Source organism: Veillonella sp. CHU740, from assembly GCF_003992055.1.
Taxonomy (GTDB): Bacteria; Bacillota; Negativicutes; order Veillonellales; family Veillonellaceae; genus F0422.
This window is the reverse complement of sequence record NZ_RQVD01000009.1, coordinates 75,264-92,930: the sequence shown is the minus strand read 5'-3', so window position 1 is coordinate 92,930 and position 17,667 is coordinate 75,264. Positions and strand designations below refer to the sequence as shown.

Here is a 17,667-nt window from a genome sequence, read left to right as displayed (position 1 = left end):
CATATATGACTCACCCTTTCTTAATTGTGTGGTTACTTTTATGATACGGTTTGAGTTTGTATATGTCTATTTTATTGAAAAAAAAGAATGTTGGCGACTACTCTTATATGAGTAGCCCCAACATTTATTATAGAGCCCTTTTTAATTATGCTATACATGCAAAATAAATCAATGCGATTGCTGAAAGATCTATTCCATACGTTCACTTATTCAGCAAAATATAATTGACCATCTACTTCTACTGGAATGCCCCAGTCAACTTGTACGCCATTTTTATTCCACATACGAGTTAATGCTAATTTTAAATACTCATAAGACTCCAACGGTTGCACTGTCAACTCATCATATGTATTCAATCCTGTAGCATGCATCACTGTTTGTTCTGTTTTCAAATAGGATTCTACTTTCTCTTTCCAAGCTGCATCGTCTAATACCACTTGGCATTCTTTTGTTTCTTTGTTATACGCAATATGACCGCGCTCATTATCTCCATAATGAATTGCTAAATATACCCATTCCATGGTGTACCCTCTTTCATGACTAACATAAGTTATTATGTATATTATACTCATACCTTGATGTATTCTGTTCCTATTATATCGTATCTTTCCAAGTAGTGGCAATATAGATACTTCTAATTCTATTGCAGTTTACTCCAAATGATTACGATACTTTCAATATCTATACCATTGCTTTTTATCTTTACGTACATTATAATGTACATAAAGAGGTGATACACATGGCAATTATTAATATTACAAATTTTAGAAAAAATATTTTTGAGTATTTAACACAGACTATTAAATACAATGAACCACTCAGTATCAGCACTAAAGATGGTAATGCCGTCCTATTAAGCGAAGATGATTATTTATCCTTGTTAGAAACTTTATATTTAACATCCAAACCTAGTATGAAAGAACGTTTACTAGAAGGAAAAAATACTCCATTATCCAAATGTATTTCAGAAGAAGAGGTTACTTGGTAATGTATACGTTAACTTATACAAAATCTGCTGTGAAAGATATACCTAAGTTAAAATCTGCAAAACTTGATACAAAAGCAAAGGCATTACTAGAAATTATTAAAGTCAATCCTTACCAAACACCGCCAAGATATGAAAAATTGGTGGGCGATTTAGAGAGCTTATATTCACGTCGCATTAATATCCAACATCGACTTGTGTATGAGGTCTTTGAGGAAGAAAAAGTTATTAAAATAATTAGTTTATGGACACATTATGAATAGAATAAAACAGAGGAAAGTTGTACTATATCATCAACTTTCCTCTGTTTTATTTATATTCATTGTTTGTATTCAATGATTATTCAGGACTACTCTCCGCCTCCACTTTCCGTGTCACCATTACTTTATCCACCCGCGTGTTATCCATATCCATGACTTCAAATTGCAATGGTCCGTAGTGACAGCGATTGGCTTCTTTGGGAATACGACCGATTAAGTAGGTCACGAATCCCCCTAATGTTTTATATAGATCGTCTTCTTCTCCTGGCAATAGTTCATCCACTTCAAAATATTCTTTCAGTTCTTCAATGCTGATGAGACCATCTACAAGATACGTACCGTCTTCTCGTTGAACAATACGATTTTCTTCTTCTTTCTTTTCCTCTTCTCCAGATGGCATTAAGCCCACAATTTCTTCCATAATGTCATGGAACGTAATCATCCCACTCATGCCACCATATTCGTCTAGTACAATGGCTTCGTGAGTACCTTCTTCTCTGAAAGTAGATAATACTTTCATTAAAGACAAAGATTCTGGTACCAGCACTGGTTTACGCATGCAATAAGCTAGAATATCTTTCATCGGACGATGGCTTTCTTTCATCTGTTGTGCCAACACATCCACGGAAGACACTAATCCTTTCAACTCATCTAAGGAATCGTCACCTACTGGAATACGATGTTCATTGCATTCCATAATGGTTTCTAGGATGTCCTCATCACTAGCGTTAATATCAATCCACGTCAACTGCGTACGAGGTGTCATAATATCGCTGGCATCGAGGTCAGCTAAGCGGAAAATATTTTCTACTAACACTGGCTCTTCTTCTTCATAAGCGCCTAGTTCCACACCTTGTACAAGCATTTTATTAATTTCCGATTCCGTTACCGGTGCTTCTTCCTTGTGTTTGACGCCTAATACTTTCAGTAGCATCGTCGTAGACATACTGAGAAGTGCCACAAATGGTTTTGTGATGGTGGCGAAGTATTTCATAGGGATGGCCATCATAATGGCGATAGATTCTGGCGAATTATAAGCCAACCGTTTTGGCACTAATTCCCCTATGACTAAGGATAAATAGGTTGTTAAAGATACGATGAAAATAGGGCTCACCGTATCGGCATAATCAGCTAGCCATAGTATATGTTCTTTAATATATGTCGCCATAGGATCGGAAAAGGTAGCTCCAGAATACAAACCAGTGACGATACTAATCAAGGTAATGCCAATTTGTATAGTGGAAAACATTTCATTTGGATCTTCTGCTAGCTCAATGGCCATGCGAGCGCCGAGATTACCTGCTTCTGCTTTTTCTTCTAATAACCCTTTACGAGCATTGATAATGGCTAATTCCGTCATGGAAAATAGACCATTCAAAATGATGAGTATGACTACAATTAAAATTTCTATACCTATGTCACTGCCCACTGATTCTATCTCTCCTTATTGATTCCTATCTATAAAACTATACTACATGTATCTAACTAATCATCTACTAACTTTGAATAGTTATGTATTCTAGTACAATACTTACTGTTTATTTTTACTAAATTATATTTCAATACTTAAAAAATATATTAAAATACTTCTACATTCTTATATAATACTTGGTTGCTATTTGTAAAAGTAACTCTAATACATACTAAATAACAACCGCTGTTCCTGTACATGTTACCATGAGCATGCCATTCGTTTCACCTAATGTTTCATAACTCACAGATACACCTACGATTGCATTAGCTCCCATAGCTTTCGCACGTTTACTCATTTCTTTTAAAGATGCCTCACGAGCGCTAGCTAAAGATGATTCATAACTATTGCTACGACCCCCTACAACATCTCGAATAGAAGAGAAAAAGTCTTTCACAAAGTTACGACCTTCTACAACTTCTCCAAAGACGATTCCTTTATATTCTTTAATTGGTTGTCCTTCAATTTGCATCGTTGTTGTAATAATCATAGGTATCTCCTTTATTCTCATATTGATATGGTTTAAACCTTATTATTCGTATTATATCATATTTAGAATACTTCCTTCTATGCGAGCGTTATACCATACAATAATTATAATAAAAATATCCTATATACTCATTTACTTATTAAACTATAAAAAATAGAGGAAAGTTGATGTTTTGATCAACTTTTCTCTATTTCAATTTAAGCTATTTTTATAAACTGCATTTGCATACTATAACGATGATACCCTACTCATATAGTCATACTGCCAAAATAGTATAACTATCCCAACTAATAATATTTCTAATGATACGAAGGTACTACTAAATAAACACCTGTTGCACCAACACCATATACAGAATTGTTCCGCCCCCAATGGATAGAAACATATTTCCTTTCCATAGGTGCAATAGTACCGTCACAGCTACAGCGATCATGTCCGGTATACCATGATACACAGCAGATACATCCACATGGCGCAAGGAAAAGACCACCAACAAACTCATCGTTGCCGACGGCAATACTTTACCTAAATACTGCACATAAGCAGGCGTTTTTGTTTTCGAGTTAAATATGATAAATGGTAAAAATCGCGTTGCCATGGTGCCTAGTGCAACAATGGCAATGGTTATAATTTGTTCTGTGAAAGTCATTGCTCTCCCTCCATTGTGTTACGTAACAGACTTAGCATCACCACGATACCAATCATAGCGGGAATCATAAAGTGTTCACTGCCAAATACTAATAAAGCAATACTAGGAATCACAAATCCTATACCAGAACTAATCAAATTTCGTTGCATTTTATATTGTTCTAGAGCCAATACAATAAAGAGTGCAGTCAGTACAAATTCCAATCCTTTCGCATTAAAAGATAATACAGATGCAAAAAGATTACCTATGACAGATCCTACCACCCAATAGATTTGATTCAATAAAGTTACAAAAAAATAATACCATTTCTTGGAAATTTCAGCAGGAATTTGTGATGTGTAGTTAATGGAAAAACTTTCATCCGTCATTCCAAATATGAGATATGGTGTTAGCCATCCCATATGTCTATATATAGTTAACATAGAAATTCCATAAAATATATGACGCCCATTGACCATGAGTGTAATTAAGAAAGCACTTACTGGATCAAAAGGAGATAGTAACATAGCCACTGTCACAAATTCCATAGATCCTGCATAAATAAGAGCACTCAATGCCAATGTATAACCCCAGGAAAATCCCATAGAATGCATATAGATGCCATAGGATAGTCCTAAAAATAAAAATCCAAATAGTAATGGTGTTATTTTAAGAAAACCATATTGAAAGGCAGATCCTATACTATGTTTTGTTCTTTCATATTCCATATATATTCTCCTTTCTCTCATCATATATCACTAGGCTTTCAAATTGTAGTAACTATAAAATAGATTAACAACAAAACAGCCTACAGGAATTTCTTCCCATAGGCTATTTCTATTAGTCTTCAAAATCTCGTGTTAAATCTACTTCTTTTAAAGGTACTACTTTTGTTTTATATTTTGCTTTATACCATAAGTACACAGCTAAGAATACTGGGATACCGATATAAGCAACAGATACTCCGTACCAGTCGATACTTTCACCCATGAAGGCTGTATAGTTTTGACCAGCAATGATAATCAAGCACAAAGCTAATGCAAACAACGGACCAAATGGGAACCAAGATGCTTTGTAAGGCAATTTAGACACATCATGACCTTGTGCCACGTAAGCACGACGGAAACGATAGTGAGCAATAGCTATACCAAGCCATGTAATAAATCCACTCATACCACTGATATTAATCAACCAAGTGTAAGCTTGACCTTCTCCGATTAAAGATGTTAAGAACGCAAATAAACCAAAGGCTGCTGTTGCTAATAAGGCAGGAATTGGCACACCACGATGATTGATTTGGCCAAATACTTTTGGTGCATCTCCTAATTTAGATAATGCATATAGCATACGTGTAGAAGAGAATAAACCAGAGTTACCTGCAGACAATACAGCAATCAACAAGATAGCATTGATGAAATGCGCTGCCCAATCAAATCCAAAACGATCAAATACCAATGTAAATGGACTGATAGATACATTTTCCACAGAACTATTCAATAAGTTTGGATCATTATAAGGAATTAAGAAACCAATTACAACAAAAGAACCAATATAGAATAGTAAAATACGCCAAAAAATAGAATTAATAGCTTTTGGAATATTTTTCTCCGGATTTTCAGATTCACCAGCTGCTGTACCGATTAATTCTACCCCTTGGAAAGAGAAACCTGCAATCATAAAGATAGCTAGAATAGAGGAAAATCCACCTACAAATGGAGCATCACCGATGGTCCAATTATGGAATCCTGGAGATGGAGTTCCTACACCAAAGATTAACAATGTACCCAATAATAGGAATACAATAACTGTAATGACCTTGATACTAGAGAATAGATATTCACTTTCACCAAAGGAACGAGCTGATAAATAGTTCAATACAAATAGAATCACCAAGAATAAAGCAGACCAAATGATAGCCGGTATATCAGGGAACCAATATTTCATAATAAAGGCACCTGCTACTAGTTCTGCCGCTAACGTGATGGCCCAGTTAAACCAGAAATTCCATCCTAATGCAAATCCTAGTGCTTTATCTACATAGCGAGAAGCATAGGTACCAAAAGAACCAGATACTGGTAAATAGGTAGTCATTTCCCCTAAACTAGTCATCAAGAAATATACCATGATGCCAATAAAACCGTAAGCAATCAACGCACCACCAGGGCCTGCTGTACTCACAACTTCACCACCAGCTACGAACAAACCTGTACCGATGGCACCGCCCAAAGCAATCATATTCATGTGGCGGGATTTTAAACTTCTTTTTAATTTATTTTTTTCCATAACACAATCTCCTTATAAGTCTAGATTTCGTACATACTCAGCATTATCTTCGATAAACTTTCGACGAGGTTCAACTTTATCCCCCATCAATACACTAAATATCTTATCTGCTGCAATACTGTCTTCCATACTAACTTGGAGTATTGTTCGATGTTCTGGATTCATGGTTGTATCCCATAATTGTTCTGCATTCATTTCACCAAGACCTTTGTATCGTTGGATCGTAATATTTTCACGTCCAATTTCATCAAGTCTATCTGAAAGTTCTTGGTCACTATAAGCATACCACTGTTTTTGACCTTTTTTAATTTGGTACAACGGTGGCTGCGCAATGAATACATGACCTTCTTCGATAAGTGGTCGCATATAGCGATAGAAGAATGTCAATAATAAGGTACGAATGTGTGCGCCATCCACATCAGCATCAGTCATGATGATAATTTTATTGTAACGACTTTTCGTAATATCAAAGTCTTGTCCGATACCTGTTCCAAAGGCAGTGATCATAGAACGAATTTCTGCATTGGCCAAGATTTTATCAAGACGAGCTTTTTCTACATTTAGAATTTTGCCACGCAATGGTAAAATCGCTTGGTAACGGCGATCACGGCCTTGTTTTGCCGTACCACCCGCAGAATCACCTTCGACAAGGTAAATTTCCGTCATAGTTGTATCTTTTTCAGAACAATCTGCTAACTTACCAGGTAAGGAGCTCACTTCCAACGCATTTTTACGACGTGTCAATTCACGAGCTTTGCGGGCTGCTTCACGAGCACGACTCGCATTGGTTGCTTTTTCGATGATTTTCTTTGCTTCTGATGGATGTTCTTCTAAGAAAACACGTAATCCATCAGACACGATAGTATCAGTGATACCTTTGACTTCGCTATTGCCTAATTTGCCTTTTGTTTGGCCTTCAAATTGTGGTTCCAATACTTTTACGCTCACCACAGCCGTTAAGCCTTCACGCACATCTTCCCCAGTCAAATTGCTTTCATTATCTTTTAAAATGCCAGCCTTACGACCATAGTCATTCAAAGTACGTGTCAAAGCTGTACGGAAACCACTCAAGTGCGTACCACCATCAATGGTATTGATATTATTAACGAAGGACAAAATCGTTTCGCTATAGCTATCGTTATATTGCAATGACACATCCACAACTACATCATCACGAGTATTATCAATAGAAATAACACTCGGTGTAATCGCTTCTTTTGCTTCATTTAAATATTCAATGAATTGTACCAATCCACCTTCGTAGTGGAAGCTTTCACTGCGACCTCCCCCACGTTTGTCGGATAAAGTAATACGCAAACCTTTATTTAGAAATGCCAATTCTTGTAGACGAGTTTTTAATACATCGAATTCAAAAATAGTTGTTTCAAAGATTTGTGCATCTGGTTTAAATCGCACTGTTGTACCTGTGCGATCTGTAGTACCGATTTCTTTCAAATCGGATGTTTTATTCCCACGTTCAAAAGAAATTTCTTGAATCTTTCCATGTTGATATACATCGACGATCGTCCATTCACTCAATGCATTAACTACGGAAATACCTACCCCATGAAGGCCTCCGGATACTTTATATCCACCGCCACCAAATTTACCACCTGCGTGAAGTTTTGATAATACAAGTTCTACCGCAGGCATACCTGTTTCATGCATCCCCGTAGGAATACCACGACCATCATCGATAACTTCAATACTATTATCTTCACAAATGGTCACTTCAATATGCGTTGCATAGCCAGCCAAGGCTTCATCCACACTATTATCTACTACTTCATACACTAAGTGATGTAATCCACGGGCAGATGTACTACCAATATACATACCAGGTCGCATACGAACGGCTTCTAAGCCCTCGAGGACCTGTATATTACCGGCATCATAATTCGTTTGTTCTGCCATATAACATCCTCCTATTTTCACAGATATCTGACTAATTATCTCTGTGATTTACATTTCATTATACAATATTTACCACCCTTGTGAAAGACTATATCTGTGATTTTACTTGCATTTTGTCATCTTCATTCCAACGGTATTTATTAGTAATGTTCACAACTTGTTCAAAGGTTAACTCATCTTGTGATTTAGAAGTAATTAACATCGTCGCCCAATACATATCATTCGCATCTTTTGATCCTTGATATAATTTCGTTAAATAGAAACGAATACTTTCACGCTTTGCCACTTCATACCATTCATAGGTGCACCATGGTGCTATTGCTTTCAATTGGTCATACTTGTAATGGGGATACTTGCGTAATACACCCTTCACTGATTGAATGATCTTTCGGTATTTTTTATATTCGCAATGAGGGCATACCTGCGACTCTTCTGATTGCAACCAACGACCACATCCTGGACACCGATGGAACTGATCTTGTTCCAACAACCATTCTTTTTTTGCTTGTTCAATCTGCGTTTGAAATACCTTACTCCGTAAACTTTCATCCTCGATGATTCGCACAGACTCCTCAATCTGATGAACTTGCGATTCTGGCAACTGTATCTTGTGAAAGTCTATCTTCACTATTTCAATAGGAGTCATATCTAATTGATCTCCAGGACTCGCTTGTGTTCCTAAGGGACGACGAGGCAATTGCACCTTCATATCTTCAATCATCGGTTGCCCATAATACTCTTGCAAAGCTTCTATAATTTGTGGCTTTCGCATAGCCATTTCCTGCATCCACACAGTATGAGCAATTTCCACAGTAATGATTGGTGGCGTAATAGAAATCAATTTAGCATGTTGAGATACTATTGGTCCTACGACAGTCTCCCAATCTTCATAGAGCTTCATAATTTGGTACATCTCATAAATACCAAGTTCTTGTAACATTGCATCACGGAGTATATCTCCTCCCACAGGTGCTTGTACTGTATTATTCATGTAGTACCTCCTCCTGCAAGTCAATGTACTGTACCTTATCGAGCCCTACTGTTTCTGCTTGATCAGTTGTAGTAATAATTGTTTGTACTCTCTTATGAATAAACTTTAATAAATTACTACGTCTTTCTTGATCGAGTTCACTCAATACATCATCTAATAATAAAATAGGATATTCCCCAACTTCAGATTTAATATATTCTAGCTCACTTAACTTCACAGACAAAATAGCTGTTCGTTGTTGGCCTTGCGACCCAAATCGCTTTAAGTCCATCGTACCTGAATAAAAGATAATATCATCTCGATGAGGTCCTACAGAAGTTTGTAATCTTCGTCTATCTTCTGGTAACTGTTGTTGTAACGCTTGCAATAACGCCTCTTTCGTTACCAATAGTTGTTGCTCACTATAGGGTTGACTATATTGTAATCGCAAATCTTCTTTTCCATTTGTCAGTTTTCGATTCATCAAATCCATCAATTGATTTAATTTTTTTAAACTTTCCAAACGCTTTTGAATAATCTGAGCCCCAAACGTGGCAATTTGTTCATCCCAATCTTGCACGGGTACCTTACTGGCATGATTATATTCTTTTAATACTCGATTTCTCTGTTGCACAGCTCTCTGGTACATAGTCAATTGATGATAATATTGAGGGCTAGTCTGACTGATTTCCATATTTAAAAATCGTCTTCGCAGAGAGGGACTTCCTTTTATTAAATCTAAATCTTCCGGAGAAAATATAACTGTATTTAAAGTACCTACTAATTCTTTTTGAGACAGTGGATTATCATGTAATCGAATGATTTTTTTTCCCTGTCTTCCCCATTTAATCTGCAAAGTATGAGGTGTATCTGCTTTCATAAAATGCACAATAATACTAGCCTCATCTTCATTCCAAGTAATGACATCTTTCATATCCGATGTACGATGACTATGTCCCATTGTGGCAATATACGCAGATTCTAAAATATTCGTTTTTCCTCTGCCATTTGGTCCATGAATGACAATTATTTCCGGTGTGAAAGTAATAATTCTATGACGGTGATTGCGAACATGTATGAGTTCCAATTCTGTCACATACACAATTACGCCTCCTTCACTACAGTGATAGATATTTCATCTCCAATGGAAACCACATCATTAGGATAGATTTTTTTTCGCTTTTCTGTGACTATAGTACCATTTAACGTAATTAATTCTTCTGCTAATAATTCTTTAATTTGACCACCTGTTGCTAAAATATTGGCATATTTTAATAATTGATCTAATTGAATATAGTCTGTGTGAATAGAAATTGTTTCCGTATTCATAGTATCTCCTTATGATTGATGTGTATGTACTGGTGTTACTACATACGTATAATTGTCATTATTATCTTGACGAATCACCATAGCACCTTGCTCTTGTAAATACATGTGGATTCGTTCACCAGTACTATGCTTTAATAATTCATCAATATATTTACCATTAAAATTAATTGTAAAAGGATTTCCTTCAAAGGAACATACTACAATATCTTTTACCATACCGATATCTGCACTTTGAGAACTCAATGTTACTTGATTTTCTTCCCAATCATATCGAATAGCAGAATAGCTCATATCTTTCGCCATAAAATATACACGATCTAGAGAACTACCGAATTCTCGACGATTTAAAATGGCACTAGCATCAAATTTTGCTGGAATAACTCGTTTATAATCTGGGTAAGTACCTTCAATTAAGCGAGATATAATATATACCGTATCAAACATAATAGCAATTTGATTTCGATTCCAAACTAATTTCACCATCAAAGGTTGGTCAGAAGGTAATACACGAGATACTTCTTCCACTGTACGTTTAGGAATGACAATACGCATCGGTGTTGTGGTAGGTGTATCTAAGGTTACCTTTTTCACTGCCATTCTGTGCGTATCAGTACCTACCATAGTAAGCTCATTACCTTCAGCTTCCACTAAAGTACCACAAAAAATAGGACGATCTGTATCTGTAGAAGTAGCATAAACTGTTAAATCAATTAATTGCTTTAATTGTTCACCATCAATAAGAATACTATTGTCATCTTGAATTTGTTCTACTAATGAGAAATCTTCTACTTGCATAGTAACTAATTTAAACTCAGAATGATCTGATTTTATTTGTAATTGATTCGAATTGTCTGGTTTATATAATTCGACTTGTTCACCTGGTAATTTTTTTAGAATTTCTTGAAAGTATTTAGAACCTACTACAATGGTACCTGGTTCAATAATCGTAGCATCTACTTGGGAGCGCATACCAATTTCGAAATCATTAGCTTGTAATTCTACATATGTATCTTTTGTAGAAATATAAATCGATCCTGGCAAGTTGGAACTTGTTTTATTAGATGCAACACGTTGAAATAATGAAATCGCTTTGACTAATTCATTTTTATTAAATTGAAGTTTCATATTTAACTCCTCATGACTAATAATTCTATGTTAAAGTTGTTTTGTATAAGTAGTAGCCGTAGTAGTAGGGGCCGTGTATAAGTGGATAGGTGTATATAGTCGTTTACACGCAAGGTTTTTCACATGTTTATAAATCTGGGAATGAATTTTTTTGTCTATCCACATACTAACAGTGTGTAAGTTAGCATGTGTGTAACTGGAAATTTACTAACAGGGTACACACAAATTATACACAGGTTAAACACATACTTATCCACAATTTAAGTATTATTTTGCTTGTTCTAATTCTTGTCGAATTCGCTCAATTGTAAGTCGTAAGTCTGGATCCTTTTCAATTTCTCTAGAAATTTTTTCATACGCATGTAAGGCTGTAGTATGATCTTTTTTTCCAAAGGCAAATGAGATTTGGGGGTAACTTTCATTAATTAATTCACGAGCTAAGTACATGGCAATTTGACGTGGATGGGCATATTGTTTATTGCGCTTTTGACTCACTAAATGTTCTAGTTTAATTTTAAAGTAATTGGCAATAAACTCTTGTATATACTTGATAGACAATACAATTTGTTCTGTGTGAATAATAAAGTCTTTAATTGCTTTATTAGTGAACTCCACATCGATTGTTTCTAGTCGATTAGCAATAGCCGCTTGCGTAATCAACGTTTCAAAGGCACCTTTCAATTCACGAATATTTCGTTTATTAAAATATTGAGCGAATAGATGAATCACTTCTTTTGGTACATATAAAGTTGGATATTCACTACGACGGTGATGAATTTCTTCGTGAATGATAGCTTCGATCATCTCTGGATTAGGAGCTTCAATTTCAACGGTAAATCCACTGTTAAATCGAGTGATTAACCGTTCTTCCATTTCTTTGTAATCTTTTGGTGGTTTATCACTAGATAGGATTACTGCCTTATTGTGACTTAATAAATGGTTGAACGTATTAAAAAATTCTTCCTGTGTTGTTTTTTTATTTTTTTCTTCTAAGAATTGTACATCGTCGATGATGAGTACATCGATATCACGGAAATTACGACGGAATTGATCTGGTGTTTTTGTCCGCAACGATTCAATGAAACTATTCATAAAATCTTCACTAGTAATGGACATAATTTTGGCAGAGGGATTATTTTTTAAAATTTCATTGCCAATAGCATGCATCAGATGTGTTTTACCAAGACCAGACTGTCCATGAATATAAAGTGGATTATAACGAATACCAGGTTTTTCTGCTACAGCTTTAGCAGCGCTAAAAGCAAATCGATTGGAATTTGATTCAATATAATTATCAAAGGTAAAAGCACGATTTAAATGTGATTTTGATGTATTTGGGAATTGTCTTTGTTCATGAACTGTTGGCGTTACAGAGATAGGATCTTTTGTTTCAAATAAATCAGTAGGAACTGGTTTTTGAATATCATGTCCTCTAGGAGTTGTTCGCTGAATAACAACCGGTGAATCATAATTAGGAAGGCTAGCCCCATCTGGTAATCCTTGGTGATCTGCTATATCCCAAGGTGGAGCAATAGTAGTTTCTGTAGTATCTCCATAGTCAAAGGATGGCATATCGATGGATGGTATTGAAGATGTATCAGTTGATGGATAACCCATAGATTCTGGTGAATTGGAAACATCATTATATGTGGTATCTGTTGGGTTTGGTAAGTCAGTCAGATATTCAATAGTTTGTATACTAGGAAGTAAATTTTTAGTAGCTTCTAAGATGGGAGTATGCACTAAAGGTGATTGAATATATTTTAACTTACTAGGTTCCATAACAAATAAGGTTAATACTGTAGATGTCATAGAATAAGGCATCAAGGAGTTAACTACAAGGGAGTCCCACATTTGTGGTGGCATTTTTGTTTTTGTTTTTTGCATTACTTGATCCCAAAGGGAGTAGATATCTAAGTCACTCATATTTGACCTTTCTATATGTGTATAAAATATATGTATCCACATGGATATAATTGTGGATAACTAAAAAAAAGACAAAGAAAAAGAGTTCATAAACAAGATGATAGTCTTTGTTATGATTATCCACATAGATGTGAATAAGTAAGTGGATAAGATGTGAAAAATGTGGAAAACTTGTTTATAAATCTCTGTGATAATATAGTTTTATTATACCAAAAACTTACTTGCTTTGCTATGTAGTCTATGGCTATTTTGTATAGAGAAATGGAAGACTAATTTATATGTAAAAATACCATAAGACTACTACGCAAAACTGCCTTCGTTAGAAGATGTATAGATGGATGTGATACTATTTTGTATTTATGTAATTTATATATAGGAATAAACAAGGTTTTTATTGACAGAATCAGGGTTTATACATATAATTACTATGTTATGGTATACGAAAAAATAAACCTATCATGAGGAGGTGTTGTTGTAATGAAACGTACTTACCAACCAAATACACTTTGGAGAAAACGTACTCATGGTTTCCGTGAACGTATGAAAACCATCGGTGGCCGTCTAGTATTAAAACGTCGACGCGCTAAAGGCAGAAAACGCTTATCTGCATAATCAAATATACAGCAAGAGAACTTGGCGATTTAGCCAAGTTTTTCTGTATGTACGGTGTTAAAGGATATCTATGAATAGTTTAACAAAAGATAGAAGAATTCGGAAAAACAATGAATATCAATTAGTGTACAAGCATGGTCGCTATGAGGTAGGACGCCTGTGCGTAGTCTATCATATGCCTGTAGCAAAGCAACCAAGTAAAATTGGCTTTGTGACAGGAAAAAAAGTAGGCGGTGCGGTACAACGTAATCGAGCTAGACGTTTAATGAAAGAAGTCTATCGTTTGCATCAGCATGAATTTCGAGAAGGGCATCATATTGTTGTAGTAGGTCGTGGTTTTTTAGCAAATGCCACCTATGATCAAGCAGAACGAGAAATGATGAGAATCTTTAAGAAATGTAAACTACTAAAGGATAGAAACTATGGGACTAAGTAAAATTATTAATGTTATATTAATAGGTTTAGTGAAGTTTTATCGATCGGTTCTATCCCCTTTAAAGCCAAGTACTTGTCGTTTTTATCCCACCTGTTCTATGTATATGCTACAAGCTCTGGAGCGGTATGGACCTTTAAAAGGTAGCTATTTAGGTATTAAGCGGATTTTAAAATGTCATCCCTTTCATAAAGGGGGACATGATCCATTACCATAATGGCACAGTTTTGGAAATACCTGAGTACCCGTATGGATGAAATATAGACCATACCATAACGTATATGGGTACATGAATGTTCATACTACAAGAACAAGAAAAGGAGTAGACATGGAAATTTTCCAATATTTAGTTGATTTTATGAGAAGCCTTTTAGATTATTCGTTTTTAGCGACAAAAGCGATAGGCTTCCCAAGCTATGGTATTGCAATTATTTTGCTAACGATAGTTATTAAACTTATATTAGCACCATTGACTCATAAGCAAGTTAAGTCAATGAAAGGTATGGCTGAATTACAACCAAAAATGAAAGCCTTACAAGAACGATATAAGGATAATCCACAAAAAATACAAGAAGAAACGATGAAATTGTATAAAGAAATGGGAATTAATCCATTAGCTGGATGTTTACCATTATTAGTACAAATGCCGTTTTTGATTGCTATTTTCTATGCATTACAAGGATATAACTATGCTCCTGAATATGCACAATTCTTATGGTTACCAAATTTGAGTGATCCAGATCCAATCTATGTATTGCCAGTATTATCTGCATTGTCTACTTATGTGATGAGTAAACAAACATCTGGTGCTAGCAATCAACAAGCAAAAATTATGAGCCTATTTATGCCTTTATTCATCGGCTATATCAGTTTAAATTTTGCTAGTGGTTTGGTTATGTATTGGGTAGTTTCAAATGTATTCCAAATGGTACAACAAACGTTAATTTATCGTAATGACAAATAGGAGGCTAGGCATGGATTATATTGAAGTGTCAGCAAAAACGATTGAAGAAGCAACCGCGCAAGCAACCGCGCAAATTGAGGCACAAGGTCGTGTCGTTACCTCTGTGAAAGTATTAACAGAACCATCTAATGGCTTTCTAGGATTTGGTAAGAAAAATGCACTTGTTCGCGTATATTTTGAGGAAGTAACTAGAAAAGAAGCAACTGTTTTAGATCAAGTAACAAATACTGTTATGGAAGAACAATCTACAACACTAACTGTGCAAGAAGAATCTACATCGATCAAAGAACCAATTCCTACAGTAGTAGAAGATGGTATTACAAAAGCAGAACAAGATTTTATTGCTGATACAGGAAAAGAATTCTTATTAGGCATGTTTGGCAAAATGGGTTTATCCGTACAAATTGAAAAATTTACTACAAAGGATAAAATTACATTCCAAATTCATGGAGATGAGTTGGGTATTTTGATTGGTAAACATGGTCAAACTTTAGATGCTATTCAATACTTAACAAATCTTGTGGCTAATAAAGAAGTTCGCCGTCGTTGCCAAATTGTTGTGGACGTAGAAAACTATCGTTCCCGTCGTGAAGAAACGTTGATTCAATTGGCACATCGCTTAGGTGCTAAAGTACGACGTACTCGTCAAAAAATTGCCTTAGAACCTATGAATGCTTTTGAACGCAAAATCATTCACTTGGCTTTGCAAAATGAAAAAAATATCAAAACAGATAGCGAAGGACAAGAACCATATCGTCATATTGTAATTTATTACAAACGATAAATTGTAATTACTATCTAAATGAAAAAGAGCAGCCTAGGCTGCTCTTTTTTTTATAAGATTCAATTATACATTCATGTTAGCTGCTTTACGAACATAGAACCAGTAACATACAAATACTGTTACGATGTTGAACGCAAGTAATACTGCAAATGCTGGGTGGATACTTCCAAATGTTGTGTATACATAGCCAAAGATTTTTGGTGTAATGAAGGCACCGTACGCCGCTACAGCTGCTACGAAACCAGCAATTAAGGAAGATTGTAATCCATCTGTGAAGATGTGAGGAATCATACGGAATGTAGATCCTGTTACGAAACCGCAGGATACGAACATTAATACAGTCATTCCAAAGAAAAAGTCGAAGTGATGCATATCCACGCCTACAGCGATTAATACAGTAGTGATACATAAACCAATCAAACCGATGAAAGTAATTTTTGTACCGCTATTGATTTTGTCAGCTAACCAACCACCTACTGGACGAAGGCTGGCAGATACTAAAGGTCCCACGAATGCGATGTGAGCAAATGGAATTTCAGGGAACTCTGTTTTAACAAGTAGACCAAGTGCTGCTGCATATCCAGAGAAGGCACCGAAGGAACATGTATATAACAATGTCATAGCCCATGTGTGTTTGTTGCTAAAAATTTGAGCCAGCGCTTTAGGATTAGGTTTTGCTAGTGGCAAGTTATCCATGTAACGAGTCATGCACGCTAAGATAATTACTAAAGGCACAATCCACATAAACGCCGCGTTGGCTAAGTATACTGCATTGCCTTTAACGATAGCTGGTGTGACACCGAAGATATTACCTAATGTAGCAGAACCCATAGCGAATGGAGCTAAGAAATAGATAACGGAGATCCCAAGGTTACCAATACCACCATTGATACCAAGAGCGGTACCTTTTTCAGATTTAGGGAAGAAGTTACCGATGTAAGCCATGGAGGAGGAGAAGTTACCGCCGGCTAAACCGATCAAAGCTGTTAAGATCATGAATGTTTCATAGGATGTGGTTGTATCTTGTACAGCATAGCCTAACCATACTACAGGCACGAGTAAAATAATTGTAGAAATGAAAGTCCAGTTTCTACCACCAATTAAAGCTGGCATGTAAGTATAGATAAAACGGAACGTAGCACCTACTAAACCTGGGAAGGCAGCTAGTGTAAATAACTGTTCTGTTGTGAAATGGAATCCAGCTCCATTTAATTGTGCTGCGATGGTTGACCATAAATACCATACGCAAAATGATAACGTTAATGCAATGGTAGACACTACCAAGTTTTGTTTAGCAATCTTTTTGCCAAACTTTTCCCAAAATTCGGGATTTTCTGGTTGCCAGTTCGCAATAATTTCTTTGCGACTTGCACCCACTTGAGGCATTTTCATCTCTGACATGAGAACACTCCTTTAATCCTTTCAACGTACAACTTGTGATACTTTTTGTATCACAGTAAATCGAAGACACAAATTAGTATAAAAAAATATTG

20 protein-coding genes are annotated in these 17,667 nt (G+C 35.7%); 7 read left to right on the top strand and 13 right to left on the bottom strand.

Annotated elements, in window-relative coordinates:
- Positions 1 to 206: 206 nt before the first annotated feature.
- The gene (locus EO115_RS06255) at positions 207 to 521 is read right to left on the bottom strand and encodes a hypothetical protein (protein WP_126938107.1); all 315 of its coding nucleotides are present in this window, start codon (positions 519 to 521) and stop codon (positions 207 to 209) included.
- Positions 522 to 739: 218 nt separating this feature from the next.
- Here EO115_RS06255 and EO115_RS06250 point away from each other — a divergent pair, with 218 nt between their 5' ends.
- Positions 740 to 988 carry a type II toxin-antitoxin system Phd/YefM family antitoxin gene (locus EO115_RS06250; protein ID WP_126938106.1) on the top strand — a complete coding sequence of 83 codons (249 nt, stop codon included), beginning with the start codon at positions 740 to 742 and terminating at the stop codon, positions 986 to 988.
- Complete coding sequence (locus EO115_RS06245) at positions 988 to 1,248, top strand: Txe/YoeB family addiction module toxin (RefSeq protein ID WP_126938105.1); 261 nt, start codon at positions 988 to 990, stop codon at positions 1,246 to 1,248. The genes EO115_RS06250 and EO115_RS06245 overlap by 1 nt, the downstream gene beginning before the upstream one ends.
- Before the next feature lie 76 nt (positions 1,249 to 1,324).
- Here EO115_RS06245 and EO115_RS06240 read toward each other — a convergent pair whose 3' ends face one another.
- From EO115_RS06240 to dnaA, 11 genes are all read right to left on the bottom strand, one after another.
- A complete protein-coding gene (locus tag EO115_RS06240; RefSeq protein WP_126938104.1) occupies positions 1,325 to 2,674 on the bottom strand; it encodes a hemolysin family protein in 1,350 nt (449 codons plus the stop codon).
- A gap of 214 nt (positions 2,675 to 2,888) precedes the next feature.
- Positions 2,889 to 3,206 (bottom strand): YbjQ family protein, encoded by a 318-nt coding sequence (locus EO115_RS06235; RefSeq protein WP_126938103.1) that lies wholly within the window; start codon positions 3,204 to 3,206, stop codon positions 2,889 to 2,891.
- Positions 3,207 to 3,525: 319 nt separating this feature from the next.
- The gene (locus EO115_RS06230; RefSeq protein ID WP_126938102.1) at positions 3,526 to 3,855 is read right to left on the bottom strand and encodes a branched-chain amino acid transporter permease; all 330 of its coding nucleotides are present in this window, start codon (positions 3,853 to 3,855) and stop codon (positions 3,526 to 3,528) included.
- Positions 3,852 to 4,562, bottom strand: a complete 711-nt coding sequence (locus tag EO115_RS06225; protein WP_126938101.1) for an AzlC family ABC transporter permease — start codon at positions 4,560 to 4,562, stop codon at positions 3,852 to 3,854. Before EO115_RS06225 ends, EO115_RS06230 begins: the two co-directional genes overlap by 4 nt.
- 112 nt (positions 4,563 to 4,674) lie before the next feature.
- On the bottom strand, positions 4,675 to 6,117 hold the full coding sequence (locus tag EO115_RS06220; protein ID WP_126938100.1) for an amino acid permease: 1,443 nt from the start codon (positions 6,115 to 6,117) through the stop codon (positions 4,675 to 4,677).
- 12 nt (positions 6,118 to 6,129) lie between these two features.
- Positions 6,130 to 8,031, bottom strand: a complete 1,902-nt coding sequence (gene gyrB / locus EO115_RS06215; protein ID WP_126938099.1) for a DNA topoisomerase (ATP-hydrolyzing) subunit B — start codon at positions 8,029 to 8,031, stop codon at positions 6,130 to 6,132.
- Between the two features lie 88 nt (positions 8,032 to 8,119).
- A complete protein-coding gene (locus tag EO115_RS06210; protein WP_126938098.1) occupies positions 8,120 to 9,022 on the bottom strand; it encodes a DUF721 domain-containing protein in 903 nt (300 codons plus the stop codon).
- Positions 9,015 to 10,103 (bottom strand): DNA replication/repair protein RecF, encoded by a 1,089-nt coding sequence (recF, locus tag EO115_RS06205; RefSeq protein WP_126938097.1) that lies wholly within the window; start codon positions 10,101 to 10,103, stop codon positions 9,015 to 9,017. Before recF ends, EO115_RS06210 begins: the two co-directional genes overlap by 8 nt.
- Positions 10,104 to 10,105: 2 nt before the next feature.
- A complete protein-coding gene (locus tag EO115_RS06200) occupies positions 10,106 to 10,330 on the bottom strand; it encodes an RNA-binding S4 domain-containing protein (RefSeq protein ID WP_126938096.1) in 225 nt (74 codons plus the stop codon).
- A 9-nt stretch (positions 10,331 to 10,339) separates the two neighbouring features.
- Complete coding sequence (dnaN, locus tag EO115_RS06195) at positions 10,340 to 11,455, bottom strand: DNA polymerase III subunit beta (protein ID WP_126938095.1); 1,116 nt, start codon at positions 11,453 to 11,455, stop codon at positions 10,340 to 10,342.
- A 267-nt stretch (positions 11,456 to 11,722) separates the two neighbouring features.
- Complete coding sequence (gene dnaA / locus EO115_RS06190; RefSeq protein WP_164724070.1) at positions 11,723 to 13,381, bottom strand: chromosomal replication initiator protein DnaA; 1,659 nt, start codon at positions 13,379 to 13,381, stop codon at positions 11,723 to 11,725.
- 477 nt (positions 13,382 to 13,858) lie between these two features.
- Between dnaA and rpmH the strand changes: the two genes are divergently transcribed.
- From rpmH to jag, 5 genes are all read left to right on the top strand, one after another.
- Positions 13,859 to 13,993 (top strand): 50S ribosomal protein L34, encoded by a 135-nt coding sequence (gene rpmH / locus EO115_RS06185; RefSeq protein WP_004692946.1) that lies wholly within the window; start codon positions 13,859 to 13,861, stop codon positions 13,991 to 13,993.
- A 70-nt stretch (positions 13,994 to 14,063) separates the two neighbouring features.
- Positions 14,064 to 14,429 (top strand): ribonuclease P protein component, encoded by a 366-nt coding sequence (gene rnpA / locus EO115_RS06180; RefSeq protein ID WP_126938093.1) that lies wholly within the window; start codon positions 14,064 to 14,066, stop codon positions 14,427 to 14,429.
- The gene (gene yidD, locus EO115_RS06175; RefSeq protein WP_126938092.1) at positions 14,416 to 14,643 is read left to right on the top strand and encodes a membrane protein insertion efficiency factor YidD; all 228 of its coding nucleotides are present in this window, start codon (positions 14,416 to 14,418) and stop codon (positions 14,641 to 14,643) included. Before rnpA ends, yidD begins: the two co-directional genes overlap by 14 nt.
- Before the next feature lie 111 nt (positions 14,644 to 14,754).
- Positions 14,755 to 15,390, top strand: coding sequence for a YidC/Oxa1 family membrane protein insertase (locus tag EO115_RS06170; protein ID WP_126938091.1), 636 nt, complete (start codon positions 14,755 to 14,757; stop codon positions 15,388 to 15,390).
- Positions 15,391 to 15,400: 10 nt separating this feature from the next.
- On the top strand, positions 15,401 to 16,174 hold the full coding sequence (jag, locus tag EO115_RS06165) for an RNA-binding cell elongation regulator Jag/EloR (protein ID WP_126938090.1): 774 nt from the start codon (positions 15,401 to 15,403) through the stop codon (positions 16,172 to 16,174).
- A gap of 63 nt (positions 16,175 to 16,237) precedes the next feature.
- Here the strand turns inward: jag and EO115_RS06160 are convergent, their stop codons facing one another.
- A complete protein-coding gene (locus EO115_RS06160) occupies positions 16,238 to 17,575 on the bottom strand; it encodes an MFS transporter (RefSeq protein WP_009353948.1) in 1,338 nt (445 codons plus the stop codon).
- Positions 17,576 to 17,667 lie beyond the last annotated feature (92 nt).